This is a genomic window from Methylobacillus pratensis, from assembly GCF_054072455.1.
The window spans coordinates 318,770-333,634 of the sequence record NZ_JBSUSR010000002.1; the positions used below are offsets into that span (position 1 = coordinate 318,770).

The 14,865-nt window shown below is 61.4% G+C and carries 16 protein-coding genes; 9 read left to right on the top strand and 7 right to left on the bottom strand.

Annotated features, from left to right (window positions below; genetic code table 11):
* Window positions 1-78 precede the first annotated feature (78 nt).
* The 3 genes from ACW4YW_RS06110 to ACW4YW_RS06120 all read right to left on the bottom strand — a co-directional run bounded on the left by ACW4YW_RS06110 (window position 79) and on the right by ACW4YW_RS06120 (window position 2,784).
* Window positions 79-1,077 carry a catalase family peroxidase gene (locus tag ACW4YW_RS06110; protein WP_407993346.1) on the bottom strand — a complete coding sequence of 333 codons (999 nt, stop codon included), beginning with the start codon at window positions 1,075-1,077 and terminating at the stop codon, window positions 79-81.
* Window positions 1,078-1,251: 174 nt separating this feature from the next.
* Window positions 1,252-1,875 (bottom strand): isochorismate family cysteine hydrolase YcaC, encoded by a 624-nt coding sequence (gene ycaC / locus ACW4YW_RS06115; RefSeq protein WP_457136762.1) that lies wholly within the window; start codon window positions 1,873-1,875, stop codon window positions 1,252-1,254.
* 42 nt (window positions 1,876-1,917) lie between these two features.
* A complete protein-coding gene (locus tag ACW4YW_RS06120; protein ID WP_457136763.1) occupies window positions 1,918-2,784 on the bottom strand; it encodes a pirin family protein in 867 nt (288 codons plus the stop codon).
* A 118-nt stretch (window positions 2,785-2,902) separates the two neighbouring features.
* Here ACW4YW_RS06120 and ACW4YW_RS06125 point away from each other — a divergent pair, with 118 nt between their 5' ends.
* The 3 genes from ACW4YW_RS06125 (at window position 2,903) to ACW4YW_RS06135 (ending at window position 5,898) form a co-directional block, all read left to right on the top strand.
* Window positions 2,903-3,799 carry a LysR substrate-binding domain-containing protein gene (locus ACW4YW_RS06125; RefSeq protein WP_457136764.1) on the top strand — a complete coding sequence of 299 codons (897 nt, stop codon included), beginning with the start codon at window positions 2,903-2,905 and terminating at the stop codon, window positions 3,797-3,799.
* Window positions 3,800-3,883: 84 nt separating this feature from the next.
* Window positions 3,884-4,798, top strand: a complete 915-nt coding sequence (locus ACW4YW_RS06130) for a DMT family transporter (protein ID WP_457136765.1) — start codon at window positions 3,884-3,886, stop codon at window positions 4,796-4,798.
* Between the two features lie 167 nt (window positions 4,799-4,965).
* The gene (locus tag ACW4YW_RS06135) at window positions 4,966-5,898 is read left to right on the top strand and encodes a GGDEF domain-containing protein (RefSeq protein ID WP_457136766.1); all 933 of its coding nucleotides are present in this window, start codon (window positions 4,966-4,968) and stop codon (window positions 5,896-5,898) included.
* A gap of 36 nt (window positions 5,899-5,934) precedes the next feature.
* Here ACW4YW_RS06135 and ACW4YW_RS06140 read toward each other — a convergent pair whose 3' ends face one another.
* The 4 genes from ACW4YW_RS06140 to ACW4YW_RS06155 all read right to left on the bottom strand — a co-directional run bounded on the left by ACW4YW_RS06140 (window position 5,935) and on the right by ACW4YW_RS06155 (window position 8,697).
* Window positions 5,935-7,194, bottom strand: coding sequence for an FCSD flavin-binding domain-containing protein (locus ACW4YW_RS06140; RefSeq protein ID WP_457136767.1), 1,260 nt, complete (start codon window positions 7,192-7,194; stop codon window positions 5,935-5,937).
* Window positions 7,191-7,541, bottom strand: coding sequence for a c-type cytochrome (locus tag ACW4YW_RS06145; RefSeq protein ID WP_457136768.1), 351 nt, complete (start codon window positions 7,539-7,541; stop codon window positions 7,191-7,193). The genes ACW4YW_RS06140 and ACW4YW_RS06145 overlap by 4 nt, the downstream gene beginning before the upstream one ends.
* The gene (locus tag ACW4YW_RS06150) at window positions 7,541-7,816 is read right to left on the bottom strand and encodes a DUF4242 domain-containing protein (RefSeq protein ID WP_407993354.1); all 276 of its coding nucleotides are present in this window, start codon (window positions 7,814-7,816) and stop codon (window positions 7,541-7,543) included. The genes ACW4YW_RS06145 and ACW4YW_RS06150 overlap by 1 nt, the downstream gene beginning before the upstream one ends.
* 89 nt (window positions 7,817-7,905) lie before the next feature.
* Window positions 7,906-8,697 (bottom strand): quinoprotein dehydrogenase-associated SoxYZ-like carrier, encoded by a 792-nt coding sequence (locus ACW4YW_RS06155; protein WP_457136769.1) that lies wholly within the window; start codon window positions 8,695-8,697, stop codon window positions 7,906-7,908.
* Between the two features lie 102 nt (window positions 8,698-8,799).
* On the opposite strand from ACW4YW_RS06155, the gene ACW4YW_RS06160 reads away from it, so the two are divergent.
* The 6 genes from ACW4YW_RS06160 to ACW4YW_RS06185 all read left to right on the top strand — a co-directional run bounded on the left by ACW4YW_RS06160 (window position 8,800) and on the right by ACW4YW_RS06185 (window position 14,779).
* On the top strand, window positions 8,800-9,399 hold the full coding sequence (locus tag ACW4YW_RS06160) for a TetR/AcrR family transcriptional regulator (RefSeq protein WP_457136770.1): 600 nt from the start codon (window positions 8,800-8,802) through the stop codon (window positions 9,397-9,399).
* Window positions 9,400-9,495: 96 nt separating this feature from the next.
* Window positions 9,496-9,999 carry a MarR family winged helix-turn-helix transcriptional regulator gene (locus ACW4YW_RS06165; protein WP_309565839.1) on the top strand — a complete coding sequence of 168 codons (504 nt, stop codon included), beginning with the start codon at window positions 9,496-9,498 and terminating at the stop codon, window positions 9,997-9,999.
* A gap of 51 nt (window positions 10,000-10,050) precedes the next feature.
* Window positions 10,051-11,487: an efflux transporter outer membrane subunit gene (locus ACW4YW_RS06170; RefSeq protein ID WP_457136771.1), complete on the top strand. Its 1,437-nt coding sequence runs from the start codon at window positions 10,051-10,053 to the stop codon at window positions 11,485-11,487.
* Window positions 11,487-13,670, top strand: coding sequence for an FUSC family protein (locus ACW4YW_RS06175; protein WP_457136772.1), 2,184 nt, complete (start codon window positions 11,487-11,489; stop codon window positions 13,668-13,670). Before ACW4YW_RS06170 ends, ACW4YW_RS06175 begins: the two co-directional genes overlap by 1 nt.
* Window positions 13,663-13,860 carry a DUF1656 domain-containing protein gene (locus tag ACW4YW_RS06180; RefSeq protein ID WP_457136773.1) on the top strand — a complete coding sequence of 66 codons (198 nt, stop codon included), beginning with the start codon at window positions 13,663-13,665 and terminating at the stop codon, window positions 13,858-13,860. The genes ACW4YW_RS06175 and ACW4YW_RS06180 overlap by 8 nt, the downstream gene beginning before the upstream one ends.
* 13 nt (window positions 13,861-13,873) lie before the next feature.
* Window positions 13,874-14,779, top strand: coding sequence for an efflux RND transporter periplasmic adaptor subunit (locus ACW4YW_RS06185; RefSeq protein WP_457136774.1), 906 nt, complete (start codon window positions 13,874-13,876; stop codon window positions 14,777-14,779).
* The last annotated feature ends 86 nt before the right edge of the window (window positions 14,780-14,865 follow it).

A 14,865-nucleotide genomic window follows, 5' to 3' on the forward strand; every position in this document is an offset into this window, starting at 1 on the left:
GAGACAGCAGGAGAACGCAACTAAAACTGGACCGGGGTTCACTTCACGAACCCCGGTCCAGTTTTTTCACATCGTCAATCAATGTGACTGCAAGCGGCGGTTGAAGCTGATGCTGTAGGCCACAGGGCGGGCATGCAGGATAGGGTCGTCGCTGGCTTCAATGCCGTCCACCAGGTTGAGCGGGCTGAACATCACGGTTTTCTCGAATGCCGCGCCATCGGTGCGGAAACGATCGATCGTCAACGTGCCCAGTTCCACGACCTGGCGGCTGTCCGGCCAAACCGACGTGGCATCGTTCACCTCGTCGCCGGGATCGGCCAGCTGTACGGAGATGCGGTAGCTGTACGCCGCCTGTTGCAGGCGGCGGGGCAGTTCGTGCATCAGGTAGTCCGCATCCACTGCCTTGGCAGCGTCGGCACTCAGGAATTTAGCGCCACCGACCGGCTCGATGCGGTAGCGCCCGTAGCGCGTTTCGCCCTGGGCGTTGGTGAACTTGAACGCATTCACGCCGAAGAAAGGCTGGGTGGCGAAGCTTTCCGGCACAGGCTTGGGTGTCGTCACGAATCTGAGCGCAGCGGGATGCTGGCCGAGAAAGGCCTCGATCGGCTTGGGCTGCGCCTGGCTATCGCGCGAAGCCGCGACGGCCTGCAGCAAGCCCAGGAACTCTTCCGGGGTAGCCGCAGGGAAGCCGTTCACCGAGATGCATACCAGGTCCGCACTGGCCTCGTCCGCGAGCTGGAAGCGGATGGCGATTCCCTTGGGAAAGGCGCTGCCGTCGTTATCCGCGCTATTGGGCACGCCGGTGGCGTTGGAGTAACGCACCACGACCGGGTGCGGCGCGGTGAATATCTCGGCCTTGGTCACCTCCGCAGCACTGGCCGCAGGGGTGAAATGGCCTTCCACGACGATGCCCTTGGCGTGGTTGGAGCGAAACCCGGGATGCGGTCCCCCGGCAAGCTCGGTCAGGGTGTCCACCAATTGTTCCGCCACCGGCTTGGCGGGCGTCTCGGCAAATACGGTCGGCAGCATATTGAAAAGCAGCGTCATGAACAGCATGGATCGGACGACAGGTTGCATGATGAAAGCTCCTGATTACGTAAAAAAGCTGGGCTGCAGATTGGTTGGGCCAATTCGATTAGCCTAATATCAATCAAGCGCTTATGCAAACTGTCCAGCATGAGCCGGTGGCAGCCGCTACGGCCCTAATCCCCGGCGCCATGCCCGGCAGCCGGGGAACCATTTCGTTTCCGCCTATTTGGTTGTCAGGGTATCGTAGGCGGTGATCAGGTTGCGGTAATCGGGAATGTGGTTGGAAAACAGGGCGCCCAGGCCTGCGATATCGCGGCGCCAGTCGCGGTGCAGCTCGCAGGCCGCGCCGAACCAGGTCATCAATTGCGCTCCGGCCGCCACCATGCGCTCCCAGGCGGCATCGCGCGTCATGGCGTTGAAGGTGCCGGATGCGTCGGTGATCACGAAGACTTCATAGCCTTCTTCCAGTGCCGAGAGGGCAGGGAATGCCACGCACACTTCCGTCACCACGCCCGCGATGATCAACTGCTTCTTTCCCGTCGCCTTGACCGCCTTGACGAAATCCTCGTTATCCCAGGCGTTGATCTGGCCCGGGCGCGCAATATACGGCGCGTCCGGGAACAGCTGCTTCAACTCCGGCACCAGCGGGCCGTTGGGCCCGGTCTCGAAACTGGTGGTGAGGATGGTGGGCAGGTTGAAATACTTCGCCGCATCCGCCAGCGCCAGCACATTGTTCTTGAACTTGTCCGGCTCGATGTCCCGCACCAGGGACAATAACCCGGCCTGGTGGTCCACTAGCAACACGGCGGCATTATCGCGGTCCAGGCGTACATAGGGCTTGGTCATGGTTTTCTCCTTTTCATGAATGATGTTGATGTTTCAAGGCGCTCAAATTTCCACAGTGACAAAACGGCCATTGTTGTAATCATCAATCGCCTGGTTGATTTCCTCCCAGGAATTCATGACGAAAGGCCCATGGCCAACCACCGGCTCATTCAGCGGCTCGCCGCTCAACAGCAGCAGCACGCTATCCTGCCGGGCCTCCAATACCAGCTCGCTGCCTTCTCGCTGCATCACGGCCAGCTCTGCCGGGCGGATGGTATGCACGTCGCCCACGCCGATGGCGCCATGCAGGACGAAGATCGCCGTGGTGTGGCCCTCAGGCAGGTCGAACCGTGCCTCGCTGCCGGCACTCAGCCGGACATCCCACACCTGCATGGGACTGAAGGTGCGCGCCGGGCCTGGACTGCCTTTGTACTTGCCCGCAATCACGCGCACCTTGCCTGCATTCCCCGGCAAGGCCGCCTCGGGAATCTGCTCGCTTGTGATGCCCTGATAGCCCGGCTTGGCCATCTTGTCCTTGGCAGGCAGGTTGACCCAGAGCTGGATCATCTCGAACTCGCCGCCGGTCCTGGCATAGTCGTCGCCGTGGTATTCCTCGTGGACGATGCCGGAGCCTGCCGTCATCCACTGCACGTCGCCCGGGCCGATGGTGCCGCCGGCATTGGTGGAATCATGGTGCGAGACCTGGCCGTCGTAGACGATGGTGACCGTCTCGAACCCGCGGTGCGGATGCTGCCCGACGCCGCGGCGCTTTTCGGTAGGTTCGAATTGCGCAGGACCGGCGTAATCCATGAGCAGGAACGGCGACATTTCCTCGTGGATGTCGCGGTAGGAAAAAATGTTCTGCACGGGAAAGCCGTCGCCTACCCAATGGCGGCCGTTGCTGCGCTTGATGAATGCCAGTTTCTTCATGATGGTTCTCCTGAAGCGAATGTCGATAAGTGGATGTCGATGGGCCTACTATAAGGAGAAGACTTTTATGGCACTAGATGGTTAAATATGAAATTACTTTTCAATTAATGGAACAATTGTGGATTTCAACGAGGCCGCCGTATTCGTCAAGGTGGTGCAAGCCGGCAGCTTCAGCGCAGCGGCCAGGCAACTGCAATTGCCCACTTCCACCGTCAGCACGAGGGTCGCCAGGCTGGAACAGCGGCTGGGCGTCACGCTGCTGCAGCGCACCACCCGCCGCCTGAACCTGACCGAGGCCGGCCAGGCCTATTTCGAGCACGCCGCGCTGGGGCTGGGGTATATGCTGGAAGCCGAAGCCGCGATCGATGCCGCCAGGCAGGCGCCGCAGGGCAAGCTCAAGATTTCGGCTCCCGCCGACCTGGGCGACAGCCTGCTGGCAGGCTTGGTAAAACAGGTGCAATCGCAATATCCCGCGCTGGAAATGGAGCTGGTATTGACGGAACGCTACGTCGACCTGGTCGCGGAAGGCATCGATGCCGCCATCCGCACCGGGGCACTGCGGGATTCCAGCCTGATCGCCAAGCCCCTGGGCAGCGTGTGCTGGGCGGCTTTCGCCCACCGGCATTATCTTGAGCATGCCCCGGCATTGCAGCACCCGCAAGACCTGAACCGGCACTACTGCCTGCAGTTCAGCCCCATGGGCCGCGATGCCTGGACGTTCAGTCGCGGAGACAGCAGCGTCACCGTGCCGCTCAAGGGCAGCACCATGGCCAACAGCATCGGCATCGTACGCAACATGGCGTTGAACGGGCAGGGCGTTGCATTGCTGCCCACGTATGTGTGCAAGCCCGGCATGATCATCGGCGAACTGGAGCGCGTGCTGCCGGAATGGCAGGCGCAAAGCGACCCGATCCACTTGGTGTATCCGCGCCAGCGCTTCATGCCGCCCAAGCTGCGCGCGTTCATCGACATCGCCCAGTCCGAGTTGAGGCCATGGTTCGGCGACAATTCCTAAAACCAAACCGGCAGGTAAACCTGGGCGTTACCGCCCCACGATCACAGCGCGCAACATAGCCTGACCGACTATACTGTATGTCTTATGCAAACCCCTGCCACCAGCCAAGCTCCGCTTTCGCCGCTCCTGCTCATCCTGGTCCTCTCGCTGCCGCCCCTGTTCTGGGCCGGCAATTTTGTCGTCGGCCGCGCCGTGCATGCGGACATTCCCCCGTTCACGCTTTCGCTAGGGCGCTGGGTCATCGCCTTCGCCTGCATTCTGCCTTTCGCCTTGCCGGCCATCCGGCGTGACTGGCGCCTCTACCTGCAATACCGCTGGCGCCTGCTGGCCGTGTCGCTGGTGGGCGTCGCGGCGTTCAACACCCTGGTCTACAGCGGCTTGCACTACACCACCGCGACCAACGGCATCCTGCTCAATTCCTGCATCCCGATCCTGATCCTGCTGTTCGGCGCATTGTTCTACCGCTTGAAACTGCATGCTTTGCAAATACTCGGGCTCGCGCTGTCGCTTGCAGGGGTGCTTACCATCATCCTGCACGGGGAATGGGCGCGACTGGCGGCCCTGGACTTTTCCGGCGGCGACCTGGTGATTTTCTCGGCGATGATCTGCTGGGCGCTCTATACCCTCTGGCTACGCGGGCTGCCCTCGCATATCAACCGCATCGGCCTCATGGGCGTGCAGATATTCATCGCCATCGTTCTGCTGTTGCCGTTATATGCCTGGGAGTTACACACCGGCCCGGCGCCGGCATGGAAGCATGAAACCTGGCTGGCACTCGCGTATGTTGGCATCTTTCCTTCCGTGATCGCCTATACGCTCTACACCATTGGCGTCGCCAGGGCAGGGGCTGCCCGCGCCGGCCTGTTCATCCACCTGATGCCGGTATTCGGCAGCATGCTGTCCGTGCTGTTCCTGGGCGAGAGCCTGCACCTGTTCCATGCCGTCGGCATTGCCGCCATCCTGGGCGGCCTCGCATTGTCCACACGCAATACGGCCTAGCCTTCCTGCCGGATTATCAACGAATTAGTCATATTTTCCGCAAGGGCCGGCCCTTGAACTTCCGCCAACCCGTTCATTTTCAACAGAATCCGCCGATACAGGCATGGCATGCAATTCGCTTGTAAGCTACGCCGAATTGCGCATGCCAGGAACCACCGACCAGAATCATGAGTACGCCCAACACCGACGACCCTGCCGTTTACAAGGCCCTGCTGGAATCCACCAAGGCCATTCCCTGGAAGATCGACTGGAAGACCATGACATTCGCCTACATCGGCCCGCAGATCGAGGCTTTGCTCGGCTGGAGCCAGGATAGTTGGGTGAGCGCCCAGGACTGGGCCTCCCGCATGCATCCCGACGACAAGGCCTGGGTGGTGGATTTCTGCGTCTCGCAATCGCGTTCCGGCAACGACCACGAGGCGGATTACCGCGCCCTGACCAAGGACGGGCAATACATTTGGATACGGGACGTGGTGCATGTGGTGCGCGATGCCGCTGGAGAAGTGGAGTCGTTGATCGGCTTCATGTTCGATATCAGCGAACGCAAGAAAAACGAGGAGCAACTGCTCAAGCTGCAAAAGGAGCTTGAGGAACTGTCCTTCAAGGACGGCCTCACCGGCGTCGCCAACCGCCGCATGTTCGACTCCGTGCTGGACGTGGAGTGGGCCACGGCGCAGCGCCATGGCAGCCCGCTGTCGCTCATCATGTGCGACATCGATTACTTCAAGCAGTACAACGACCATTACGGTCACCTGCAAGGCGACGAATGCCTCAAGCGGGTAGCAAGGCTGCTTGCGAGCGGCGCGGTGCGCGCCAGGGACTTCCTGGCGCGCTTCGGTGGGGAAGAGTTTGTCCTCATCCTGCCCAATACCGACGCCGAATCCGCGCAGGTAGTGGCACACCGCTGCCGCGAACTCGTCCTCCAGGAGCAGATCCCGCATGCGAACTCGCCCGGCGGCCAGATACTCAGTTTGAGCATGGGGGTAGGCACCATGGTGCCCACCCATCAGGACCAGGCCATGGCCTTCGTCGGGCAGGTCGACCAGCGGCTATACCAGGCCAAGCTGCGTGGCCGCGACTGCGTGGTCAACGGCGGCTAGCACGATGGTGGCCGGCTTTGCTTGCTCCGGCCCTATCTAGCCCAGGACGTCATGCCAAATATTGGCCGCCCAGGAACGCGCCTCGCGCGCCTCGGAGGCAGAGCGGGCCTGCGAGACGCCGCCGCCCGGCGCCGGCTTCATCTCGCGGCTTTTCTCGTCGAAGCGGTAGACGTTGGCCACATGCATGGCCTCGTCTGCGCTGACATAGCTATAGCAGGTATTGGCGAACACTGGCGCGGGATCGGGCTCCTCGCCAGCCAGCAAGGCGATGATCGCGCTTGCGCACACCTTGGCTTCCGAAGTCGCGATATGCGCCGATTTCGGCAAGCCGGAATCCAGCGCGTCGCCTAGGATATGCACATGGCGCGCCTGCGGCGATTCGTAAGTGACGTAATCGACATCGCACCATCGTCCATCCGCATTGCCGAGGCCGTTGTCCAATGCCAGCCGGCCCGCGGTCTGAGGCGGGATCAGGTTCAGCACATCGAACTTGACCCGCTCGAAAGTGGTTTCAAGCGTGCCTTTGCCCGGGTCTATGCCTTTCAATTCGCTTGAGGCGTGGTACTCGACCAGCCCCGGATAAAGTTCGGACCAGGCTTTCTCAAACAGCGCGCGCTTGGAAGTGATTGCGGGGTTGGCGTCCAACACCAGTACCTTGGAGCGCGGCTTGTGCCGCTGCAGGTAATAGGCCGCCTGGCATGCCCGCTCGTAAGGGCCGGGCGGGCAACGGTAGGGCAGCGCCGGCACGGTGATCACGAACACGCCGCCGTCGGGCATGGCCTGCAATTGCTGCCGCAGGGCGGCCGTCTGCTGGCCCGCCTTCCAGGCATGCAGGAAGCGTTGCTGCAAATCCGTACCTGCCAGGGCGTTGAGGTGGCTGTAGTCGAAGCTGATCCCTGGCGCGAGCACCAGCCTGTCATATGCGATATGGCTGCCGTCGTCCAGCCGGATGCTGCGCTTGTGCGCATCGATGCCGGCAACGCTGGCCTGCCGCATCTGGACGCCGTGGCGCTGTACTAATTGGTCGTAAGAATGGGAAATTTCCTGCATCTGCCTGCTGCCACCCAGCACCAGGTTGCTCGCGGGGCAGGAGACGAAGCTCTTGCCCGGCTCGACCAGGATGACCTCGATGCCGCCCTGGCTCCATACGCGCAAATACTTCGCCACCGTCGCGCCGGCAAACCCGGCGCCCACCACCACCACGCGCGGCGCGCCTGCCGACGAGGCAAAACTGCGCAATGAAGCGGGAAGCAGCAAGCCGGCCAATGCCAGCTTGTTGAAGCTGCGGCGCTTCATTGCGTACCCGCCTGTTGCCGGTATTCGCGGCAGGCCGCCGCCTCGGGAGCAGTGCAGGCGAAATAGCCGGCCAGGCCGGCAATCTCTTCCCACTCCAGGCCCTTGGCATGCTGGTTCATCACGCTGCCGTCATCCTGCATATCGCGGTATTGCCTCATCTTGTCGAGAAAATGTTCGGCAGACATGCCGGCCAGGCTGGGAATCTCGCCGCGGCTCTTGCCCTCATATCCATGGCACGCCGCGCAGGAAGCCGCCAGCGTGCGGATATGGCTGTTGGCCGGATCGGCCGATGCCGTCCCCGGTATGAGATAACCCATACCCAGCAGGCCGATCAGGAAAAGCCGCATCAGGAATCTGCTGTCGTCGGGTCGATCATGCGCCTGATTTGTGAAATGCGGTTGGCAGGGAATCCGCCTTCGCTCGCGTGCTGGCGGATCAGTTCTTCAGATGGCGCGATATAGACGCAATAAATCTTGTCGTCGGTGACGTAGCTCTCCACCCACTGGATTTGCGGTCCCAGGGCCTTCAATACGCTGCATGACTTCGCAGAAACACCTTGCAATTCCTCGGCGCCCAGGCTGCCAGCGCCTGGAATTTCCCGTTCGATGATGAATTTCGGCATTGCTCCTCCTTAATGATGGGATGATGAGTCGATTGAAACCGGCGCAGAGCCGCTAACGAAACCAGTGAGGCGAGAGTGTTGCCCGCCGCCTACAGCTTGACGGCCAGGCTTTGGGTGAACTCGTTGTCTTCATTGTCCTGAATGGTAACCGTGAGCGTTCCATCGCGCTTGGCGATGAATGGCAGGCGGATATTGGGATCTTCGCTGATGCCGATGTAAGTATCCGCTTGCAGCACCGGCTCGCCGTTGTAGCGCACGTCAATCTTGCTGATGTAGAACGCGGGACGGAAGCCCTGAGATACCAGGTCGCGCTGCAGGCCCGTGAACATCGGGTGCTTGATCTGCAGCTTGGCATACCGCAGGTCGCCCTCCGCAGCCTCGTTATCCAGGGCTAGGCGCATCTTGCCTGCGCTCTGGCGGGCCGCATTCTCGTCACCGTCGATCGTGCCGCCGCACCCGCCGCTCGCCCTCACTGTCGCTGCATTGACATACCATTTGCCATCGCTGGTCTCGGCCACCACGTGCACCAGCGAATCCGTCTCCAGGCGGATGCGGGTCGCGACCTCGGCCTTGCCGCTATGCGGGTTGAAATGGAACACGGCGGCAAGCGGCACCGGGTTGGCATCCACGATCACCGAGACCGACTTCACGTACTGGCCGTCTACCGGCTGGTCGACGGAAAACGCAAACGGCACCTGGGCGCCGCTTTCCGCACGCCTGGGCGCGGTGATCTTGATTACATCGCTTTGCTGCAAGGTCTTGCCCGGGAAGAAGTCGCGCTGCATGCTCTGCCACTTCTGGTCCGTGACTTCCGCCGTAGCGGCCATTGATAATGCCAACCCCAATGCGAGCAGTGCTCGTGAAAGCAAACGTGTCATCATTGCTTTATCCATTTCATCGTATAGAATACCAACCAGTTGGTATGTTATGCCAGTATACAGATTTGTCAATAGCATCATAAAGGACTTCGACGGAACATTCATATGCCCAGCCAGACCACTGCATCCACGCGTGATCGCATCCTGCATATTGCCAGGAACCTAATCCTCTCGCGCGGCTTTTCCGCAATGTCGATCGACATGATCTGCGCACAGGCCGACATTACCAAGGGCGGGTTCTTCCATCACTTCTCCAACAAGGAAGTGCTGGGCGAAGCGGTATTGCAGCAGTTCTGGCAAGATGCGCTGGAACGGCAGCAGCACGTCATGCAATCGACGCACGCCTCCAGGCTGGAGCAGTTGGTGGCCTATCTGGACGACGCCATTATTTCCTATCAGGACCCGCAGCTCAGCCAGGGCTGCATGCTCGCCATCTTCACCATGGGGCTTGCCGAGACCAACCCGCGGCTGTTCCAGGTTTCACGGCAATATTTCCAGGACTGGCGCAACCAGTTAGCCGGCATGTTCGATCAGATCAAGGCCGAACAGCATCTTGACACCTTTGATGCGGCCGCCTGGGCCGAGCTGTATATCGCCACCCTCGAGGGTGCCTTGCTGCTTGCCAAGGCGATGAACGACACACAAGTGATCGCCCGCACACTTTCGCTCTACAAGCAGCAATTACTCGAGGTTGCCAGGCGATAGCCAAGCCTGCATGCATAAAACCCATAAAATTTTTATGGAAATATCCATGCAGGCTATTGACACTCATTATGGCACCTAACTATCATAATCCGTACGATGCTACTAATTAAAGAATTGCCGACCTCAGAGTCGCTGAAAAAATTTGCAGGCTATTACCCGGAAGCCGACATCGTCGCGATCTGGGAATTCGTCAATATCCTGCGCGCCGCGTCCGACCTCTCGGACGCACTGGACAAGATGCTAGCGCAACACGGCCTGCTGCAAGGGCGCTGGTGGGTGCTAGTGCTGCTGCTGCGCGAGGACAACCTCAGCTCATCCCCTTCGGAGCTGGCCGAGAAGGCCGGCGTCACCAAGGCCACGATGACCGGCTTCATCGACGGACTGGAAAGCGAAGGGCTGGTGAGCCGCCTCACCGACCGCAAGGACAGGCGCAAGCTCAAGATCAAGCTCACGGCGGCCGGGCGCAAAAAGCTCGACGAAGTCATGCCGGTGTACTACACCAACGTCGCGGCCCTGATGTCCACCTTGTCGCTGCAGCATCGCCAGGATGTGGTGCGCCATATGCAGACCCTGGGCGCCAACGCCGACATCATCAAGTAACAAAAGCGCACCAAACCGTTTCTACATCGTTATCCTGGGCGGGAGTCCAACATGCATCGCAACATCCTCAAGGCTTTCAGCACCGCTGTGATCGCGGTGTTGCCTGGATGCATGAGCATGTCCGGCATTTCCACCACGGCACAACCTAAAGACCCCGCCCTGCTGGATGTGGGCCATGACATCACCCAGGCACGGCACGACCTGCCGTGGCCCAGGGAGGAATGGTGGCAGGTCTTCCAGGATGCGCAGCTCGATGCGTTGGTCAGCCACAGCCTGCAACAACACCCCGATATCCGGGCGGCACGCAGCCGCACTGCCATGGCGGAAGCACAGGCGCAGGCCGCCGGCGCACTGCTCGCTCCGCAAGCCGGCATCAACGGCAACTTCGTGCGCGAACGCTTTACCAACCTGCAATTCATCCCGCCGCCGTGGGGAGGCCATACTGAGTGGAACAACAAGGCCACGCTCAACCTCGGCTACGACCTCGACCTCTGGGGACAGCGCGAACAGCAATGGAAAGGCGCGCTCGACCGCATCCAGGCAACGGCTGCGGAGGCCCAGCAAGTCAGGCTCAGCCTCACCACCGCCCTGGTGATGCATTACATCGCGCTCTCGCGGGAGCATGCGCTGCATGACATTATCCAGCACAGGCTGGATATCGCGCAGCAGCAACTCGATATCCGCAAGCGCGCGCTTGCCGCAGGCCTGGGAACCGAAATCGAGGTCAGCGAGGCGAAATCCGCCGTCCCGGGATTACGGGCGCAACTGGAGGTGAGCGACGAACGCATCACCTTGACCAGGCAGCAGCTCGCAGCGCTTGCTGGCGAGGGGCCGGGCTTTACTGAGCACCTGCAAGCGCCCAGGCTGTCCCTGGATGCCGACATCGGCCTACCCGATGCCCTTCCTGCCAACCTGGTGGGCCGCCGGCCCGATATCGTCGCGGCAAGATGGCGGATCGAAGCCGCCAGCCATAATATCACCAGCGCCAAGGCGGCTTTCTACCCCAACATCAACCTGTTGAGCTTTGTTGGCCTGCAGGCCATGGGCTTCGGCAAGATACTCAGCGAAAGCGGCCTGGTGGCAGGCGTCGGCCCGGCAATCTCGCTGCCGTTGTTCGACGGCGGGCAACGCCGCGGCAATCTCGCAGCGACGGCTGCGGAATACGACCTGGCGGTCGAGCAATACAACGCCATCGTGCTGCAGTCCATGCAGGAAATCAGCGCGCAGCTGGTCACGCTGCATTCCAACGCGATCCAGCAGGCGGAACTGCTCGATGCGCTGCGCCTTGCGGAGAAAACCAGGAGACTCGCCCAGACCCGCAACCATGCCGGACTGTCCAACTACTTCAAGGTGCTGGACGCCGAAAACCAGGTGCTCAGCCAGCGTACAGCCCTGGTCGACCTGGAAGCCTCCAGGCTCAGCACTTATGCCGGGCTGATGAAGGCGTTGGGCGGTGGAGCCGGCCAGCCGTCTGCCGGGGCGCATTGATGAGCCGCAACAACACCGGCCCGGCCTTCATGCGCCACGCGCGCTGGCGCTACGCCTTGCTCGGCGTGCTGCGCGACTGGACGCGCGAGGACGCGCAGACGCTGATCTACATTGGCAAGGTACTGCTGGCATGCATGCTCGCCATGTGGGTCTCGCTCAGGTTCGAGCTGGAACAGCCCCGCACCGCGCTGCTTACCGTCGCCATCGTCATGCAGACCAGGACCAGCATGGTGCTGGCCAAAAGCTATTACCGGCTCATCGGCACCTTGGTCGGGATTGCCACTTCGGTGCTGCTGGTCGCGCTGTTCGCCCAGGAACGCGTGCCTTTCCTCATCTACCTAGCATTGTGGATCAGCTTTTGCACCGCGGGCTCCATCGTCTTCCGCCACCATCAATCCTATGCCTTCGTGCTGGCGGGTTATACGATCTGCATCGTCGGCCTGCCGGCCACACTCAACCCGGTGCAGACCTTCGACATCGCCATGACGCGGCTTTCCGAGATCATGGTCGGGCTCGCCTCTGCCAGCCTGGTGAGCGCGCTCGTGTTTCCCCAGGGCATCAGCGAACTGCTGCGCAATGCCGTGCGCAAGCGCTTTCGCGACTTCTCCCGCCTGCTTGTCAGCCTGGACCGCAAGAAACTCGCCGGCCCCGCCGCTCAGGCGGAAACCCTGCGCATGGTGGGCGACGTATTCGAGCTGGAAATATTCCATGCCTCCTCGTCCATGGAGAGCAGCCACTCGCGCGCCTACCGCGAGCAGCTCAACTTGCTGAACTCCGAGTTCATGGCAGTCACCACCAGCCTGCACTCGTTCGAGCAATTGATGCGGCGCCTGCATGCAAGCGGCCACCCGCAGGTAGTGGACGGCCTGCTGGCATTGTTCGCCCCGATCCAGTCCGCCGTGTTGACCCGCGGGCACGAAGCGCGTGATGAACACGAGGCAAGACAGGTAGCGCTCACTATCGACGCATTGCTGCAGCGCTGGTCCATCCACCTGAACGAGGTGCAGTCCTCGCTGCCGGCCACACTCGGCGAGAATGAAAAACTGGATTTCGCCACTGGCGCGGAGCTGGGCCTGCGCACCCTCTCGGAATTGCATGCCTACGTGCATACCTATGCCGGACTGAACCAGCCGGGGAAAACAGGCATATCTAAGCCCCGTCAGTCCCCGGGGCTGGGAATGCATTTCGACCCGCTGGCGGCCTTGCTGGCAGGGATACGCGGCGGACTGGTGTTCGCGGTGATGTCCTTCCTCTGGATCGCCTGCGACCTGCGTTCGGGCATAGAGGCCATTACCATTGCCACCATCGCGAGCACGCTGTTCGCCTCGTCGCCTGCGCCGGGCAGGACGGTGCGCCAGTTCATCATCGGCGCGTTGATCGGCACGGCGCTGCTTTACCTGTGCAACTTCCATCTGCTGACGCAGGCGCAGGGTTTCGCCATGCTGGCGCTGGCATTGTGCCCCGCAATCGCGATTGCGGCATGGTTCACCACCAGGCCTGCCATCGCCGTGATCGGCTCCGGCATCTTCATCGTGTTTTTCCTGCATATCGGCTTCAACAACGTGTTTGCCGCCAACCCGGTCAATTTCATCAATGAAGCGATTGCCGACCTCCTTGCCATCATGCTCGCCGGCCTGTTCTACAGCCTGATCGACCTCACCAACAACCTGTGGTCGCGCATCCGCGTCGCCCAGGCGTTGCGAGAGCTGATCCAGGACGCCTGCGTGCAAACGCCGCCGCCGGCGCGCGTCAAGCTCGAGACCCATGCACGGGAGCTGCTCCTGCGCATGGGGTCGGCACGGCGCGTTGCCGATGCCAAGGATAAGGAAGTGGTCAACTGGCTGTTTTCCACGCTGGAAATCAGCCAGGCCGTCATCGCACTGCGGACAGAATTGAACAGCACGGACGATCCTGCCATTCGCGGCTCGATAGACCATAGCCTGCTGCAGTTGGCCAGGCTGTTCGAGCAGCCCAGCACTGCATTACGCCAGATCGCCATCGCCTCGATCGCCAACAGCATCGAACGCGTGCAATCCAGAACCGCGCTGACCGTATCCAACCATGCACAGCTGCTGGCGATGCTGCATTTCATCCGCGGCGCACTGCTGGACAGGGACTCGGTGCTCACGCCCATCGCCCCGCTCGATGAAACGCCACCGCCGGGAGCGCCGCAACATGCCTAGGGAAATCGCCTTTCTCGACGCGCTGATGCCGACGTTGATGCTTGCCTTCCTAGCGGCATTGCTGCTGTATTGGCTGCTGGACACAGCCTTGGTCTGGCTGGGCGGCTACCAATTCATCTGGTACCGCGCGCTGTTCCGCCTGGGCCTGTTCGTCTGCCTGTTCTGCTCGCTCGGGCTCCTGATTTACTGACAAGGGAACGCACATGAAAGACCTTTACAAGCACATCCTGCGCATTTCGCTCACCTTGGCCATCGTAGTGGCGGCCGTGGTCCTGGGCCATTTGCTCTGGGTTCGCTACATGGACTCGCCGTGGACGCGCGACGGCAGGGTACGCGCAGATGTCGTCAATATCGCCAGCGACGTCTCGGGATTGGTCACCGAGGTAGTGGTGCGCGACAACCAGTTCGTGAAAAAAGGCGACCTATTGTTCCGTATCGACGCCGAGCGCTACCACCACACCCTGGAAGAGGCGGAAGCCAGGCTGGAACAGCGCAAGATAAACCTCGCCCTCAAGCGCGGGCAATCGACGCGGCGCGCCATGCTGGACGACCAGGTCATCTCGCGCGAAGACCGCGAGGATTCCGACCTCATCACCTTGGCAGCCAAGGCGGACCTGGACCAGGCCCGCGCCGAGCTCGGCCATGCGAAGCTCGATCTCAAGCGCACCGAGGTGCGGGCGCCTGTCGACGGCTGGGTATCCAACCTGCTGGTGCGGCCGGGAGACTATGCGCAGGCGGGCGATGCCAAGCTCGCGCTGATCGACCAGAAATCCTACTGGGTCTACGGCTACTTCGAGGAGCACAAGCTTGCCCTCATCCATGTGAACGACCCGGCGGAAATCCGCATGCTGGGCACCGACTTCGTCCTGCACGGCCATGTCGAGAGCATCGCCCGCGGCATCACCGACCGCGACAACCCGACCGACGTGAGGCTGCTTGCCAACGTCAACCCGAGCTTCAACTGGGTGCGCCTCGCGCAACGCGTGCCGGTGCGCATCCATATCGACGACGTCCCTGAAAACGCCGTGCTGGTCGCCGGCATGACCTGCTCGGTGATCGTGCATCCGGCCACGCAAACCACGAAAACAAGCGCAGTACCGCCTGCTTGATTTCTCCGACAACAAAACCCGGCATCGGCTGACTGCAACATACCCTGATATCACGCAGACTGGTTCGACCTTAGTTCAAAGGAGAA